Origin of the sequence: Xylophilus sp. GW821-FHT01B05 (assembly GCA_038961845.1) — a bacterium.
Taxonomy (GTDB): Bacteria; Pseudomonadota; Gammaproteobacteria; order Burkholderiales; family Burkholderiaceae_C; genus Xylophilus.
In genome coordinates this window covers 5,719,886-5,736,042 of sequence record CP152408.1, presented here as the reverse complement: position 1 = coordinate 5,736,042, position 16,157 = coordinate 5,719,886, and the positions used below count along the sequence as shown (strand labels likewise).

Sequence of the window (16,157 nt, the reverse complement as noted above, 5' to 3'; positions counted from 1 at the left end):
ACCATGCGCCGCTCTGCTGCCGCTATCGCGCTTGCCGCATGTGCCATGCCTGTTTTGGCAGGGGGCGAGCCTCTGGTCCAGCGCGAGTTCGCAGGCCGGGGCAACCGCTTCATCGCCATGCCCGCGGGCGATGCGGCTGCGGGCTTCCGCGCCATGGCCGCGGGCCGGCGACTGGCCTTTGGCGTGTCGGACATACAGGTACAGATGAAAGGCGATGCGCTGCAGGCCAAGCGCCTGGGCGGCAGCAGCGCGCTGCGCTATGCGTTTGACGGCGGCGCGGCGGTGGCGCCGCAGGGCGTGGACCCTTCGGCCACCCTGTACCACTGGCTGGTGGGTGAGCGCGCGCAGTGGCTTACCGGCCTGAAGAGCTATGGCGGCATTGCTTACCGTGGCGTCTGGCCCGGCACCGATGCGGTGTTTGCCGGGGACGCGCAGGGCTTCAAGTACCAGTTCGAGCTGGCCGCCGGGGCCGACCCGGCGCGCGTGGCCTGGCGGGTCGATGGCGCCGACGACGTACAGGTGAACGCGGCGGGCGCGCTGGTCTGGCACGTGGGCGGCGAAACCGTGGTGGACGACGCGCCGGTGGTGTACCAGCCCGTGGGCGCGGCCCGGGTGCCGGTGGCTTCGGCCTACCGCATCGAGCCGCTGGGTGCCAACAGCTGGCGCATCAGCTTCTCCCTGGCCGCCTATGACACGTCCAGGCCCTTGGTGATCGACCCCGCGTGGATCGGCTACTCCGGCCTGGTGGGCGGCAATGCCGACGACCAGGTGCTGGCCGTGGCGCGCGATGTGCCGGGCAACACCTATGCCTGCGGCGTGACGCGCTCGCTTGACCTGCCGGGTGCCAGCAGGCTGGGCTCGCAGGGGAGCGACGACGCCTTCGTGGTGAAGTTCAACGCGCAGGGCACCGCGCAGTTCGTGACCTACCTGGGTGGCAGCAACAACGACAGCTGCAACGGCATTGCCCTGGATGGCGCGGGCAATATCTACCTGGCGGGTGGCACGGCCTCCAGCAACTTCCCCGTGGCGGGCAGCGATGGCGCCAACAGGTTGCGCCGCACCAAGGGCAGCGACCGCGATGCATTCGTCACGCGGCTTGCGCCCAGCGGCGCCAGCGTCGGCTACTCCGGCTTCATTGGCGGTTCGGAAGACGACCAGGCCAACGCGATTGCGGTGGACAGCGCGGGCCGCGCCTATGTGACGGGCTTCTCGACCTGCACCGCAACACAGGCGGCGGGGTGTGTGACGGCGAGCACCGCCTTCCCCGCGCTCACTGGCCCGCGCCTCACCCACGGCGGCGACGCGCTCGGCACCGGTGGCATGGACGCCTTTGTCGCACGCGTGGCGGCCGACGGCGGCACGCTGGAGTACGCCGGCTTCATTGGCGGCGACGGCGGTGCCGAGATGGGCAACGCGATTGCCGCAGGCGACGACGGCACGGCCTATGTGGCAGGCAGCACCGACTCGGCCAGCGGCCTGGCGGCGCCGGGCGGCTTTCGCACCACGGCCAACCCCCGCGCGGTGGATGCCGCCGACGGCTTTGCCGCCAAGGTCCTGGCCGACGGCAGCGGCCTGGGCTATTTCACCTTGCTCACCGGAAGCCCGCCGGCCAATGGCGAATCCGGTGCCGACCGGGCGTTGGCGATCGCGCTGGAAAACGACGGCTCGGTCGTCGTGGGGGGCGAGACGGATTCGGCCAACTTCCCGGCCTCGGAGGCCAATGCCCGCGTGGGTACCGGGCCGCAAGTGGCATCCGGCGGCGGCATGGACGGCTTCGTGCTGCGCCTGGACGCTGCGGGCGCCAGCATCGACCTGGCCAGCTATGTCGGTGGATCGGGCTATGACTTCGTCTCTGGCGTGGCCACCGATGGGCTGGCGTTCTACCTGGCCGGCGTGACCAACCCGGGCACCGGTTTTCCCACGGTGGCGCAAGGCGGCCTGAGCGCCACGCGCCGCGGCGGCCAGGATGGCTTCCTGGCCAGCATCGCGCGTGCCACGCCCATGGCCTTTGCCTACGCCGGCTTCATCGGCACGCCGGCGTCGGACGCCCTCTACGCACTGGCTGCGACCGAGGCTGATGGCGGCACCATCCTGTCGCTGGGCGGCGTGACAACCACCAGTGGCACCAGCGGCCTGACGCTGCCGACCACCGGTGCCAGTTCTGCGAGCGCCGCCGCCTCCAACGGCCTGGTGTTGCGCATCGATCCCTTCGGCCCGCCGGCCAACGTGGCCGTGCAGGCCGGCACGCCGCAAAGCGCTCCCATCAACACCGCCTTTGCCACGGCCCTGCAGGTCAAGGTGCTGGACGGCGACGGCGCACCCATGCGCAGCGTGGTGGTGAGCTTCACCGCGCCGACCAGCGGCGCCTCGGCCAGTTTCACGCCGTCCGCCTCGGTGGCCACCGACGCCAACGGGCTGGCTTCGGTGACAGCCACGGCCAACGGCACGGCCGGCAGCTACAGCGTGACGGCGCAGGCGGGGACCGTCAGCGCCACGTTCGCACTGACCAACAGCCCGGGCAGCCAGGCCACCCTGCGCGTGACCGCCAGCCCGCCCGCCATCGCCTACAACGGCACGGCCGCGCTGGTCACCGACGGGGGCTCGGGCAGCGGCACCGTGTCCTATGCGGTCACGGCGGGCACCGGCTTCTGTACGGTCGCAGGTAGCACGCTCACCGGCATTGGCGTGGGCACCTGCACCGTGACGGCAACCAAGGCCGGGGACAGCAGCTACGGCCCGGCCTCTGCCACCGTCGATGTGACCGTGGGCCTGGCCCAGCAGGCGGCATTGAATGTGACGGCGCCCGCCAGCATTGCGGTCAATGGCAGCGCCACGCTCAGCGCCAACGGGGGTTCCGGCGGCGGTGGGGTTTCCTTCTCGCTGGTATCGGGCGCAGCCAATTGCGCGCTCTCGGGCGCGACGCTGACCGGCACGGCCGTGGGCAGTTGCACCGTCATGGCCACCAAGGCCGCCGACACCCACTACCAGCAGGCCACGGCACAGGCCACGGTGAACGTGGGCAAGGCAGACCAGACCATCAGCTTTGGCGCCTTGCCCGACAGGGTGCTGGGCAGCGGCGACTTCAATGCCGGCGCCAGCGCGTCATCGGGCCTGGCGGTCAGCCTCAGCAGCCAGAGCGCGGGCGTGTGCGCAGTCGAGCCAGATCAGACGGTGCATCTGTTCACCGCAGGCCAGTGCACGCTGCGCGCCGAGCAGGCGGGCGACAGCCGCTACAACCCGGCGCCCGGCGTGGACCAGAGCTTTGCCGTGACGCTGCCCGCCGGTACCAGCACGAACCTGGCGGGCACGGTCGGCTCGGGCGGCGGCACGGTCACGGCAAGCGTGGGTGGCGCGGGCTGGGTCTTTGCACCGCAGTCGGCCGGATTCATCCCGTTGCAGGGCCACCCGCAATCGCCCGCCGTGGCGCCCCCGGCGGGTGTGAGCTTTCCGGTGGGCCTGTTCGACTTCGTCGCCATCAATGGCACGCCGGGCTCCAGCATGACCGCCACGCTGACCTATTCCCAGCCCCTGCCTGCGGGCACGCAGTACTGGAAGTTCGGCCCCACCGCCGCCAACACCACGCCGCACTGGTATGCGTTCCCGGGGGCCGTGATCTCGGGCAATACGGTGACCCTCACCATCGTGGACGGCGGCCTGGGTGACGATGACCTGCGGGCCAACGGCACGGTGGTCGAGCCCGGCGGCCCGGCACTGGTGGCTGCGGCGGTGGGTGCCGGCGCCACGGCAATCCCGACCCTCTCGGAGTGGGGCCGGCTGCTGCTGCTGGCCTTGCTGTCGCTGGCCGCATGGCACGGCCTGCGGCGCCGGCAAAGGGCCTGAGCGGCGCATTGCACGCCTGTTCTTCGAAATATTGGCGAAAAGTGGTCTAAACCCAGGTGCCGCCTGGGCTTGTAGCTATAAATTTAATACCGGTGCTGCCCCGCGCTGCAACGCATGCCGCTGTACCTGCGCCGCGTCAAACAGCGCCAGCAGCGCGGCTTCCAGCGCGTGGGCCTTGGCCGCGTGGTCGCCGCTGAAATTGCAGACGTAGACATCCAGCGTCACCGCGCGCCGCTCGGGCCAGGTGTGCACGCACAGGTGCGATTCGGCCAGCAGCACGGTGGCGGTGACGCCGCCCGGGCCTTCTGCCGTGGCCGGGAAGGCGTGGGCCAATTGGGCCACTGGCTGCAGGCCGGCGGCACGCACCCGCTGCTCGCAGGCGGCCAGCAAGGCGTCGGCGTTGGTCAGCCAGTGCGGGGCGCAGCGGCAGTCGTGAAGGTCAGCGGTGAGGTGCAGGCCGTGCATGGCGGCGACTGTAGTGGAAGCGGCCGGCGCAGGCCGCCCGGTAAAATGCCGGGTTCCCCCGCACCTCCCACCCTCTTTCCCCTTCCGGAGCCGCCGCAGATGGCCACCACCGACACCCTGGCGCACGCCGCATCCCCCACCGAGCCGACCGCCGCCATGGCCAACGCCATTCGCGCGCTGGCGATGGACGCCGTCCAGCAGGCCAATTCCGGCCATCCCGGCGCGCCCATGGGCATGGCCGACATGGCGGTTGCGCTGTGGGGCAGCCACCTCAAGCACAACCCGACCAACCCGCAATGGGCCGACCGCGACCGCTTTGTGCTGTCCAACGGCCACGGCTCCATGCTGCTGTACGCGGTGCTGCACCTGACCGGCTACGACCTGCCGATTGGCGAGCTGAAGAACTTCCGCCAGCTGCACAGCAAGACCCCGGGCCACCCGGAAGTCGGCTACACCGCAGGCGTGGAAACCACCACCGGCCCGCTGGGCCAGGGCATCACCAATGCCGTGGGCTTTGCGCTGGCCGAGAAGCTGCTGGCCAAGGAATTCAACCGCGCCGATCACGCCATCGTCGACCACCACACCTACGTGTTCCTGGGCGACGGCTGCCTGATGGAAGGCATCAGCCACGAGGCCGTGGCCCTGGCCGGCGCCTGGAAGCTGGGCAAGCTGATCGCGCTGTACGACGACAACGGCATCTCCATCGACGGCCAGGTAGCGCCCTGGTTCGTGGACGACACGCCGGCCCGCTTCCGCGCCTGCGGCTGGAACGTGATCGGCCCGGTCGACGGCCATGACGCCGCCGCCGTGGCCGCTGCGCTGACCAGCGCCAAGACCTCGCATGACAAGCCCACGCTGGTCGTCTGCAAGACGGCCATCGGCAAGGGTTCGCCCAACCGCGCCGGCACCTCGAAGGCGCACGGCGAGCCGCTGGGCGCAGAAGAAATCGCGCTGACCCGCAACGTGCTCGACTGGCCGCATGCGCCGTTTGAAGTCCCGGCCGATGTCTACGCCGCCTGGGACGCCAAGGACGCCGGTGCCAAGGCCGAAGCCGCCTGGAACGAGCGCTTTGCCGCCTACACCAGCGCCTTCCCAGAACTGGCCGCCGAGTTCACCCGCCGCATGCGTGGCGAGCTGCCCAAGCACTTTGCGCAGACCGCCGTCGACGCCGTGATCGCCGCCCACACCAAGGCCGAAACCGTGGCCAGCCGCAAGGCCAGCCAGATCGCGCTCGAAGCCTTCACCGCCGCGCTGCCCGAGCTGCTCGGCGGCAGCGCCGACCTGACCGGCTCCAACCTCACCAACACCAAGAGCACGCCCGCGCTGCGCTTTGATGCGCAAGGCGACGTGGTGCAGACGGAATCGGCCGTGGGCACCCTGGTGGGCGGCCGCCACATCAACTACGGCGTGCGCGAGTTCGGCATGGCCGCCATCATGAATGGCGTGGCCCTGCACGGCGGCTTCATCCCCTACGGCGGCACCTTCCTGACCTTCAGCGACTACAGCCGCAACGCCATCCGCATGGCCGCGCTGATGAAGCTGCGCGTGGTGCATGTGTTCACCCACGACTCCATCGGCCTGGGCGAAGACGGCCCGACGCACCAGTCGATCGAGCACGCCGCCAGCCTGCGCCTGATCCCCAACCTCGATGTCTGGCGCCCCGCCGACACGGCCGAAACCGCCGTGGCCTGGGCCGTTGCGCTGGAGAACAAGAACCGCCCAAGCGCCCTGCTGTTGTCGCGCCAGAACCTGCCCTACGCCGCCAAGAGCGACCTGGGCGAGATCAGCCGCGGTGCCTACGTGCTGAGCGAGCCGACCGCCGTCGGCTTCAAGACCAAGAAGGCCAAGGCTGTGATTCTGGCCACCGGCTCGGAAGTGCAGTTGGCGTTGAAGGCGCAAGAGCTGCTGGCGCGCGACAAGATCGCCGTGCGCGTGGTCTCGGTGCCCAGCACTACCGTTTTCGACCGCCAGGACGTGGCCTACAAGAAGTCCGTGCTGCCCGCCGGCACGCCGCGCGTGGCGGTGGAAATGGGCGTCACCGACGGCTGGTGGAAGTACGGCGTGGATGCCGTGGTTGGCATCGACCACTACGGCGAATCGGCACCGGCCAACGTGCTGTTCAAGGAGTTTGGCTTCACGCCCGAGAACGTGGCCGACACCGTGCGCAAGGTACTCGGCAAGAAATAAGCAGAGGCGCTGCCGCAGCCGCGGCAGGGTTCCCGACAGGTTTCACATCATCCAGGAGCAAATGACATGACGATCAAGATCGGTATCAACGGCTTCGGCCGTATTGGGCGCAATGTGCTGCGTTCGGCTGTGCAGAACTTCAGCGACATCGAAGTCGTGGGCATCAACGACCTGCTGGAGCCCGACTACCTTGCCTACATGCTGCAGTACGACAGCGTGCACGGCCGCTTCAAGGGCGAAATCGCGGTCGAGGGCAACACCCTGATCGTCAACGGCAAGAAGATCCGCCTGACGCAAGAGCGCGACCCGGCCAACCTGAAGTGGAACGAGGTCGGTGCCGACGTCGTCATCGAATCCACCGGCCTGTTCCTCGACAAGGCCACGGCCGCCAAGCACATTGCCGCCGGCGCCAAGAAGGTCATCATCTCTGCGCCGTCCAAGGACGACACGCCGATGTTCGTCTTTGGCGTCAACGACAAGACCTACGCCGGCCAGGAAGTGATCTCCAACGCCAGCTGCACCACCAACTGCCTGGCGCCGCTGGCCAAGGTGCTGAACGACAAGTGGGGCATCAAGCGCGGCCTGATGACCACCGTGCACGCTGCCACCGCCACGCAAAAAACCGTGGACGGCCCGAGCAACAAGGACTGGCGCGGCGGCCGCGGCATTCTGGAAAACATCATTCCCAGCAGCACTGGCGCGGCCAAGGCCGTGGGCGTGGTGATCCCCGAGCTGAACAAGAAGCTCACGGGCATGAGCTTTCGCGTGCCGACCTCTGACGTGTCGGTGGTCGATCTGACGGTGGAGCTCAACAGCGAAGCCAGCTTCGACGAGATCAAGGCCGAGCTCAAGGCCCAGTCCGAAGGCGCGCTGAAGGGCGTGCTGGGCTACACGGAAGACAAGGTGGTGGCCACCGACTTCCGCGGTGACACCCGCACCTCGATCTTCGACGCCGACGCCAGCATTGCCTTGGACAAGACCTTCGTCAAACTGGTGTCCTGGTACGACAACGAATGGGGCTACTCCAACAAGTGCCTGGAGATGGTGCGCGTGGTGGCCGCGAAGTAATTCGCGACTGCGCCCAGCAAGAAAAAACGCGCCTGAGGGCGCGTTTTTTGTTGGGCGTGCGATGAGCTCAGATGGGTGATAGCACGTGGATCACACGGTTCTCTGTCAGCTCGCGCGTCTTGGCGCCGTAGGCCGCCATGTGCGGCGCCACTGCATGGGCCTTGAGCGCGTCCAGCGTCTCCCACTTCTCGATCACCACGAAGGTGTCGCCACCAAAGGTGCCTTTGGAGGCCGGCATGCCCTCGGCGTCCACCGTGGCGGTGTATTCGATGCAGCCGGCTTCGGCCAGCACGGCGGCACGGTTGGCGTGGAAGGCTTCGAGGATTTGGGCGCGCTGGCCGGGCTTGGCGGTGATGACGGCGACGACGTGAATCATGGGGCTGTGTCTCCAGGGGCATGAGGAAGCCTGCATTCTCGCGGCGCAGCACCCCAGGTGCATGGCGCATGGGCGACGGCTTAGGCCGCGTTGGCCGCCTCGTCCGGCCAGCCCAGCAGCTCGGCCAGGCGGCGCACGACCCAGTGCGGCTCGGCCTGCGTCAGTCCGGCCTCGGGTGCGGCCAGGGCCTGCTGGTAGCGCTGCAGGATCTCGCGCTGCTCGCGCAGGCTGTCCTGGTGCAGGCCCTGGGTTTGCTCCACCAGGTGCTGGGCCAGGTCTTCGCACAGCTCGTAGCGCGCCTGCACCTGCAATAGCGGCGCGGTCAGGCGCTGGCGCGCGTCGGTGTACAGGGCGTGGAAGGAGGGCGGCAGCGGCAGCTGGTTTTCGTCGTAGGACATGCGGGCGGGGCTTTCGTGGGCCCCACGATGGTAGGCCGCTCTGGTCTTGGCGCCATCCCTTTCAAGGTTTTGTGATCTGTTCGGTCGTTCGTGTGTCTTGCTGACGGCGGGCGCCGGGCCGAGCGCAGCGATGGCCCGTGTGGCTGTCCCGGGTCCCCTCGGGATGCGCCGAGGAGCGCAGTGGCAGGCGGATAAGAGATCGCTCCTGTCTGAGCGAAGCGAGTTTGAGCGAGACCCCGCCTGCCGCGAGCACCACAGGTTGCCCCGCAGCGAAGCGAAGGGGACGCAGCACGTGGGGTCGCCTTCTCTTTGGTGACTTTCTCTTGGCGACCACAAGAGAAAGTTACTCGCCCGCCGGGGCGAACTCCCGGCACCCGCCGCCCGCAAGGCACACAGCGCAGGGGTATCTCAAAGACCTTGAAAGAGATGGTTCTTAGATGAAATCGTCGCTGTCGTCGTCCGGCAGGTCGCTGGCGTCGCCGTCGGCTTCGCGCCTCTCGTCGCGGCCGTTGCTGCCGTCGTCGTCCAGGAAGAAGCTGTCGTTGGTGGTGATGTTCTGCACCACCGTCTCTTGCGGCAGCAAGGCACCGCCAAACATGTTGGCGTTGCTGTCGCCGAGCAAGCCGCTGCTGCTGCTGTTGCCGTGGCGGCCCAGCAGGTTCTCCAGCCCGTTGAACAGGAACATGCCGCCGGCCACGCCAGCGGCGGTGCTGGCGGCCTGGCCGAGGAAGCTTGGGGCTGCGGCAGGTGCCGCTGCCGCCGGTGGCGCCCCAAACAGCCGGTCACGCCAACTGGCGGGTGCCGGCGGCGCGGCGGGCACGGCGGCCTCGGGCGGGTAGCTGGAGGGCGGCGGCGTATAGGCCTGCGAAGGCGCGCGGCCAAAGCCTGGCGCTGCGCCCGGGCTCAGGAAGCTCGGGCTGCCGGCGTCGGCGTGCGGTGGGTTCTGCTGCAACTGGGCGATCTGCCGCTGTGCGGCCTCCAGCGCCTGCTCCAGCAGCAGGGTGCGCTGCACCAGCAGATAGGGGGCGTCGGGCAGCGGGGCCAGGCGTTGGTAGATCAGGGCATCGGCTTCCGGGTCTTTGGCGGTCTTGTCGACGGCGGCCAGGCGACCCAGGAAGTCGCTGAGCAGCTGGTGTTCTTGGGGAGTCATGGCGGATGCTTTTTCAGGGAGGGTGTGCGTGTCGGATTCGACAGCCTATCCCTGTGTTCCCCCGCTGCGCGGCTTCTTAAGCCCCGGCTAAGAATGTGTTGCGCACTCTTACCTGCAGATATGAACGCGCAGCGAACCTCAGCGCGGCGGCGCCGGCAGCCAGGCAAAGGCTGCCGCGCCCGCCGCCAGCAGCGCGCCTATCAGCCCCAGCACCACGGTAAACGGCTCCCAGCCCTGCGCCTGCGCGGCCGAGGCCACCGCGCCGGTGAACCACTGCATCAATGCCACGCCCAGGAACATGGCCATGGTGAACACCGCCATGGCGCGGCCGGTGAGGGCGGCCGGGTAGGCGGCGCGTACCTCGGCGTACTGCAGCACGATGTAGCCCGACAGCAGTGCGATCAGCAGCGGCGCGGCCACGTCCAGCCAGGCGCTGTGCACCAGCGCCATGGCCGCGAACACCAGCGCCAGCAAGAGCGAGAAGCCGACGATCCAGCGGCGCCGCCTGGCCGGCCCCGGGTCGAGCCGGCCGAACAGCGGCGCGCCGAAGATGCCGGCCAGCGACACCGCCAGTGCCACGTTGCCGCTGTCCACCAGCGAGAAGCCGTGCCGCTCGATCAGCAGCGGCCCCAGCCACAGCCCGCGCAGCGTGATGAAGCTGGCATAGGCCACCACGCCCAGCGCCACGATGCCCCAGGTATGGCGCACCAGGAACAGCGCCGCAAAGCCGCGCACCGCCGCGCCCACCGATTCGCGCGGCGCCGTGGGCGCGCCCGCAGCGGGCGCGGGCTCGCGCACCATGGCAAAGATGGCGCACCAGGCCAGCACGCAGGCAGCGGCCAGCACCGCAAAGCCGGCGCGCCAGGAAAAGGCCTGCACCAGCCACGCCAGCGGCGTGCCGGTGGCCAGCATGCCCACGCCCGACAGCCCCAGCACCGCCCCGGACACCGCCGCAAAGCGCGATGCCGGGAAATGCCGCGCAATGAACACCGTACACACCAGGAACGCAGGCGCGCAGCCCACGCCGATCAGCAGTTGCCCCAGCACCAGCACGCCATAGCTCGGCGCCAGCGCCGCCAGCAGCGCCCCCGCCGCCGCCAGCGGAAACGCGGTGAGCACGGTGCGCCGCACGCCGTACAGGTCGATGCCAATGCCCATGAACAGCTGCATGCCGCCAAACGCGAAGTGGAAGGCCCCGGCGAACACCCCCAGCGCCTGCGCCGACAGCGCGAACTCCGCCTGCAGCGGCGTCGCCATGATGGCCGCCACGGTGCGAAAGGCCTGGCTCAGCGCAAAGCCGGCGGACAGCGCCAGCAGCATGGTCCAGAGCGTGCGGGGGGAAGGGGGCGCGGCCGGTGGCGTTGTCATGCAGTGTCTCCTGCACCGAGCGTAGCCGCTGCCGTGGCCGGCCGCAGCGCCCGCGCCATAAATTTTAAAGAAAAGTGCCTCTAGCCCAGGTGGCACCTGGGCTATTAGCTATAAAAAGAGAAGCGTCATCCCAGCCACTGCCGCCCCAGCATGTAAGCCCCCAGCAGCGCCAGCCCGACAAAGAAGCAGCGCCGGAACACCGCCGCCGACAGCCGCTGCCGCGCCCATTGCCCCAGCGCCATGCCGGCCAGCGCCGGCAGCAGCATGGCCAGCGAGCCGCCCAGCGCCGCGTGGGAAAAGCCGCCTTCGCCCGCCAGCGCCACCGCCAGCACCACGGTCGAGGTGGTGAAGGACAAGCCCATGGCCTGCACCAGCCCATCGCGCTGCAGGCCCAGCGCCTGCAGATAGGGCACGGCCGGCACCACGAACACGCCGGTGACGGCCGTCACCCCGCCCGTGGCCGCGCCCACCAGCGGGCCCAGCCAGCGCTCGTGGCGCGGCGCCAGGTGCAGCGTGCGCCCGGCCAGGCCCCAGCCCGCATAGGCCAGCAGCGCCACGCCCAGCAGCGTCGTGGCCCAGGCACCGGCCGGCGCGCCAAAGGCCCAGGCGCCCGCCAGCGTGCCCACGCAGATGCCCAGCTGCATGCCGCCCAGCCGGCGCAGCAGCGGCCAGGCCGTGGCCCAGGGCCGGATCTGCCAGACATTGGTCAGCAGCGAAGGCAGGATCAGCAGCGCCGCCGCCTGCGCCGGCGGCATCCACAGCGCCAGCAGCGCCATCGACAGCGTTGGCAGGCCCAGGCCGATCACGCCCTTGACCACGCCGGCCAGCAGGAACACGGCGGCCACTGCGCTCCAGAGCCCCAGGTTTGCATCCATTCAGAACATCTCCATTCGCCCCATGGGCGGTACCTCCAGTCTGCTGCCGCCGGCCACCGCTGCCTATGTGGAATGCACAGAGCCCGTCTCAGCCAGGGCCGTAGGCCTGCCGTGTGGAATGAAACACCCCCAGGCTTCGCACTTCGTGTCTTCGCCAACCCCCTTGCAGGGGGCACATCCAGCGGCCTGGCAAAGCCAGTTCCGCGGATGTCTGCGCGTGGCCTGCTCCGCGGCCTTCGGCGCCGGTCGGTTTCATGCGCTGCGGGTGGTGCGCAGCACTGTGGATAACTAACATCGCGGCATGCGATTCGACCTGACCGATCTGCGCCTCTTCCTGCACGTGGTGGAGGCCGGCAGCCTTACCGCCGGCGCCGCGCGCAGCCACATGACGCTGGCCAGTGCCAGCCAGCGTGTGCGCGGCATGGAGGACCTGCTGGGCGCGCCGCTGCTGCTGCGCAGCGCGCAGGGCGTGCAGCCCACCGAGGCTGGCCGCACGCTGCAGCACCACGCGCGCCTGGTGCTGCAGCAGATGGAGCGCCTGCGCGGCGAGCTGGGCGACTACGGCGCCGGCCTGCATGGCCATGTGCGCCTGCTGTGCAACACCTCGGCCATGACCGAGCACCTGCCCGAGCTGCTGAGCCGCTTCCTGGCGCAGCACCCGCGCCTGGCGGTGGACCTGGAAGAGCAGCCCAGCCAGGACATCGTCGATGCGCTGCGTGCCGGCCTGTGCGACATCGGCATCGTCTCGGATGCGGTCGATACGCAAGGCCTGCAGTGCCAGCTGTTCCGGCCCGACCCGCTGGTGCTGGTGCTGCCGCGCGGACACGCGCTGGCCGGCCGCCGCCGCATTGCGCTGGCCGATGCGGCTGGCCAGGACTTTGTCGGCCTGGCCGCTGGCAGCCCGCTGCAAGAGCACGTCGCCCAGCATGCCCGGCAACTGGGCATGCGCCTGCGCTACCGCGTGCGGGTGCGCAGCTTCGAGGCGCTGTGCCGCATGGTGGAGCAGGGCATAGGCGTGGGCGTGGTGCCCCGGGCTGCGGCGCTGCGCTGCGGGCGCTCGATGAAGATCGCGCGCGTGGCGCTCAGTGACGCCTGGGCCGCGCGGCAACTGCTGGCCTGCGTACGGCCGGCGGAGGCGCTGCCGCAGCATGCGCAGCGCATGCTGGCGCACCTGTTGGCGCCAACCGCCTGATCGCCCGCTGTCAGCCGCCCAGCGAGCCCGGCATCGCCGTGCGCAGCACCTCGACAAAGCGGCGCAGCTTGGCCGGGTAGAAGCGCGCGTACGGGTACATCAGGTACACCGGCAGCGAGGGCGCATGCCACTCTGGCGCCAGGTGCAGCAAGCGGCCGTGCGCCACCTCGTCGGCCACCGACCAGGCCGATGCAACGCCCGCGCCCAGGCCCAGCAGGGCTGCGCTGCGCATGGCCAGCAGGCTGTCGGTGCTCATGCGCGGGCGGATCGGGAACTGGTGGCGCTCGCCGCTGGCATGCACCAGCGTCACCTCGTTGCGGTAGTAGGTGCGCAGCGCCAGCCAGGGCAGGCCGGCCAGCTCCGCCGCATGCACCGGCAGCGGCGCGCCGGCCACCACCGAGGGCGCGGCAACGACGATGCGCGGCACCTCGGCCAGCTTCAGCGCCACCAGGGACTGGTCGTCCACCGCGCCGACATGGATGGCGCAGTCGATGCCGTCGGCGACGAAGTCCGGCGTGCCGTCGTGCAGCAGCCACTCCACCGCCACCTGGCCGTGGCGGCGCAGGTAGTCGGCCAGCGGCTCCACCAGTTGCTGTTGGCCAAAGGCGTGCGGTACTACCACGCGCAGCGTGCCCTCGGGCACGTTGTCGGTGCCGCGCAGGTCGGTCTCGAAGGCGTCCCAGCTGGCCAGCAGCAGCTTGGCGCGCTCGAAGCAGCGCTCGCCGTCTTCGGTCAGCTTCATGGCGTGGGTGGAGCGGTGCAGCAGGCGCAGGCCGAGCGAGCGCTCCAGCGCCTGCAGGCGCCGGCTTACCGTGGGCTGGGTGGCGCCCATCTGCGCCGCCGCGGCCGACAGGCTGCCCGCCTCCACAATGCGCACAAAGGTCTGCATCAGCTCGATCCGGTCGGGGGCTGTCTTCATACGTGCAGCGTATAACAATTGTGCGCAGCAAGGGGCTTCCCGGGGCTGGATGGCTGCAGCACACTCGGCCCCCTGCAGAATCCCAGGGTTTTCCCGATGACTTCCGTTCCCATGACGCATGACCAAACCCGGCCGGCGCTGCCCCATTCATTGGTGCTGCTGCTGGCCATAGGTGCCGGCCTGTCCGCCGCCTCGCTCTACTACAGCCAGCCGATGCTGGGCGTACTGGCGGACGAGCTGCACGCCACGCCCGAGGCCATCGGCCTGGTGCCCACGCTGACCCAGCTCGGCTATGCGCTGGGCATTCTGTTGCTGGCGCCGCTGGGCGACCGCTTTGACCGGCGCCGCATCATCCTGGTCAAGGCCGTGGCGCTGTGCGCGGCGCTGCTGCTGGGCGCGGCGTCGCCCTCATTGGGCTTTTTGCTGGTGTCCAGCCTGGTCGTGGGCCTGGCGGCCACGCTGGCGCAAGACCTGGTGCCCGCTGCCGCCACGCTGGCGCCCGAGGCGCGGCGCGGCAAGACCGTGGGCACGGTGATGACCGGCCTGCTGCTGGGCGTGCTGCTGTCGCGCGTGGCAAGCGGCCTGATCGCCGAGCAGTTCGGCTGGCGCGCGGTGTTTGTCGTGGCCGCGCTCAGCATTGCGCTGCTGGGCGTGGCGCTGTGGCGCGGCCTGCCGCGCTTTGTGCCGACCTCGCAATTGCCCTATGGCGCGCTGCTGCGCTCGCTGGGCACGCTATGGCTGCGCTACGGCAAGCTGCGCCGCGCGGCGCTGGCGCAGGCCCTGCTGAGCCTGGGCTTCAGCGCCTTCTGGTCCACCCTGGCGGTGATGCTGCACGGCGCGCCCTTCCATTTGGGCAGTGCCGCGGCCGGTGCCTTTGGCCTGGCGGGCGCGGCCGGCGCATTGGCCGCGCCGCTGGCCGGCCGCCTGGCCGACCGCAAGGGCCCGGAGCTGGTCACGCGCCTGGGCGCGGGCCTGGCAACTGTGTCTTTCCTGGCCATGGCGCTGGGCCCGGGCCAGCTGTGGCTGATCGTGGTCTGCGCCGTGCTGTTCGACCTGGGCATGCAGGCCACGCTGGTGGCGCACCAGACCATCGTCTTCGGCATCGAACCTGCAGCGCGCAGTCGGCTCAACGCCGTGTTGTTCACCTCCATGTTCATCGGCATGGCCAGCGGCGCGGCCTTGGGCAGCCTGGTGCTGGCCCGCGCTGGCTGGCAGGGCGTGTGCCTGTTGGCTACGCTGACGGCTGCGGCGGCGCTGGTGGTGCGCTTGTGGCCGGTGCGGCGGGTAGCCTGAGGACAGGATTTAAACGGGCGGCTTGGCGACAAAGGCTTGCTTGCCATGTCGATCAAACCCCGCCGCCTCGTAGAAACCCAGCGTGGCCTCGTCCTTGCGGCCGGTGAGCAGCATCACCTTGTAGCAGCCCGCCTCCCAGGCGCGGGCCAGGGCCGCATGCAGCAGCGCCTTGCCATGCCCACGGCCGCGATGCTTCGCATGCGTCACCACGTTCTCGATCAGGGCATAGGGCCGGCAGCCGCGCGTGAGGTTGGGGATGATGGTCAGCGTGCAGGCGCACATCAACACCTCGTCGATATAGCCGCCTAGGCAGGTATGGCGCGGGCCCGCCATCAACTCCGCCCAGGCCGCCTGCACTACTTCCGGTGCCGGCAGCGGGTCGTCCGCAGCATGCAGGTGGTGGTAGAGCGCCAGCAGCTCGGCAAGTTCGGGTGGGGTGATGGGGCGGATGTTCATGGGGAATGGGCCGTGTTTGTGGCGCCTGGGCCAGCCAGCACCGCGCGCACAAATGCCGACTTCGCTTCTGTGTAGGCCTCGCGGTCGGTCTGGTGTTGCTGCGCGAGTGCGGCCTTGAGCCGGGCGTAGCGCTGCGCCAGTGCCGCATCGGCGCGCAGCGCATCCCTGAAGCGCAGCCGCTGCTGCCACTCCAGGCTGTCCAGCACCACGAGGTGCAGGTGGTGCGTGCGGTGGCCATTGGCCCAGCGCATCCACCAGCGCCGGTCTGCAAGCGTGGCGTTGAAGGCTGGTGACGTGGTGTAGTTCGCTTCGAACAGCGGCGCGGCCAACGCATCGGCCGCCGCCATCGTCTCCACGCCGGCCAGGATGTCGATGACGGGTTTGGCCGGCATGCCCGCGATGGCGGTGCTGCCTATGTGCTCGATGGCGCGCAACTGCGACGGAAACAGGCGCGCCAGGCGTGCGCGCTCTGCCTCGAACAGGGCGGGCCAGCACGGGTCATGTGGCAGCAGGGCCACGTCCTCGTGGATGGCGCGCTGCAGCGATTCGCGCTCGGTCATGTGCAGAACG

At 69.7% G+C, this 16,157-nt stretch carries 14 protein-coding genes; 5 read left to right on the top strand and 9 right to left on the bottom strand.

Annotation, left to right across the window (positions count from 1 at the left end; translation table 11 throughout):
* The first annotated feature begins 3 nt into the window (after positions 1-3).
* Positions 4-3,840, top strand: coding sequence for an IPTL-CTERM sorting domain-containing protein (locus tag AAFF27_26710; protein ID XAH23520.1), 3,837 nt, complete (start codon positions 4-6; stop codon positions 3,838-3,840).
* Positions 3,841-3,915: 75 nt separating this feature from the next.
* On the opposite strand, the gene AAFF27_26705 is transcribed toward AAFF27_26710, so the two are convergent.
* Positions 3,916-4,305, bottom strand: a complete 390-nt coding sequence (locus AAFF27_26705) for an S-adenosylmethionine decarboxylase (protein ID XAH23519.1) — start codon at positions 4,303-4,305, stop codon at positions 3,916-3,918.
* 99 nt (positions 4,306-4,404) lie between these two features.
* On the opposite strand from AAFF27_26705, the gene tkt reads away from it, so the two are divergent.
* Entirely contained in the window at positions 4,405-6,492 is a 2,088-nt protein-coding gene (gene tkt / locus AAFF27_26700) for a transketolase (GenBank protein XAH23518.1), read from the top strand.
* Positions 6,493-6,558: 66 nt separating this feature from the next.
* Entirely contained in the window at positions 6,559-7,560 is a 1,002-nt protein-coding gene (gene gap, locus AAFF27_26695) for a type I glyceraldehyde-3-phosphate dehydrogenase (protein XAH23517.1), read from the top strand.
* Positions 7,561-7,627: 67 nt separating this feature from the next.
* Here gap and AAFF27_26690 read toward each other — a convergent pair whose 3' ends face one another.
* The 5 genes from AAFF27_26690 to AAFF27_26670 form a co-directional block, all read right to left on the bottom strand.
* Positions 7,628-7,936: a putative quinol monooxygenase gene (locus AAFF27_26690; GenBank protein ID XAH23516.1), complete on the bottom strand. Its 309-nt coding sequence runs from the start codon at positions 7,934-7,936 to the stop codon at positions 7,628-7,630.
* 80 nt (positions 7,937-8,016) lie between these two features.
* Positions 8,017-8,334 (bottom strand): hypothetical protein, encoded by a 318-nt coding sequence (locus AAFF27_26685; protein ID XAH23515.1) that lies wholly within the window; start codon positions 8,332-8,334, stop codon positions 8,017-8,019.
* Positions 8,335-8,767: 433 nt separating this feature from the next.
* Entirely contained in the window at positions 8,768-9,484 is a 717-nt protein-coding gene (locus AAFF27_26680; protein ID XAH23514.1) for a DUF2076 family protein, read from the bottom strand.
* 138 nt (positions 9,485-9,622) lie between these two features.
* Positions 9,623-10,852, bottom strand: coding sequence for an MFS transporter (locus AAFF27_26675; GenBank protein XAH23513.1), 1,230 nt, complete (start codon positions 10,850-10,852; stop codon positions 9,623-9,625).
* A gap of 125 nt (positions 10,853-10,977) precedes the next feature.
* Entirely contained in the window at positions 10,978-11,727 is a 750-nt protein-coding gene (locus AAFF27_26670) for a sulfite exporter TauE/SafE family protein (GenBank protein XAH23512.1), read from the bottom strand.
* Positions 11,728-12,028: 301 nt separating this feature from the next.
* Here AAFF27_26670 and AAFF27_26665 point away from each other — a divergent pair, with 301 nt between their 5' ends.
* Positions 12,029-12,919: a LysR family transcriptional regulator gene (locus AAFF27_26665; GenBank protein ID XAH23511.1), complete on the top strand. Its 891-nt coding sequence runs from the start codon at positions 12,029-12,031 to the stop codon at positions 12,917-12,919.
* Positions 12,920-12,929: 10 nt separating this feature from the next.
* Here the strand turns inward: AAFF27_26665 and AAFF27_26660 are convergent, their stop codons facing one another.
* The gene (locus tag AAFF27_26660) at positions 12,930-13,838 is read right to left on the bottom strand and encodes a LysR family transcriptional regulator (GenBank protein ID XAH23510.1); all 909 of its coding nucleotides are present in this window, start codon (positions 13,836-13,838) and stop codon (positions 12,930-12,932) included.
* A gap of 111 nt (positions 13,839-13,949) precedes the next feature.
* On the opposite strand from AAFF27_26660, the gene AAFF27_26655 reads away from it, so the two are divergent.
* On the top strand, positions 13,950-15,131 hold the full coding sequence (locus AAFF27_26655; protein XAH23509.1) for an MFS transporter: 1,182 nt from the start codon (positions 13,950-13,952) through the stop codon (positions 15,129-15,131).
* 9 nt (positions 15,132-15,140) lie between these two features.
* On the opposite strand, the gene AAFF27_26650 is transcribed toward AAFF27_26655, so the two are convergent.
* Together AAFF27_26650 and AAFF27_26645 are read right to left on the bottom strand one after the other, a co-directional pair.
* A complete protein-coding gene (locus AAFF27_26650; GenBank protein XAH23508.1) occupies positions 15,141-15,587 on the bottom strand; it encodes a GNAT family N-acetyltransferase in 447 nt (148 codons plus the stop codon).
* Entirely contained in the window at positions 15,584-16,147 is a 564-nt protein-coding gene (locus AAFF27_26645) for a GrpB family protein (protein XAH23507.1), read from the bottom strand. The genes AAFF27_26650 and AAFF27_26645 overlap by 4 nt, the downstream gene beginning before the upstream one ends.
* Positions 16,148-16,157: the final 10 nt, after the last annotated feature.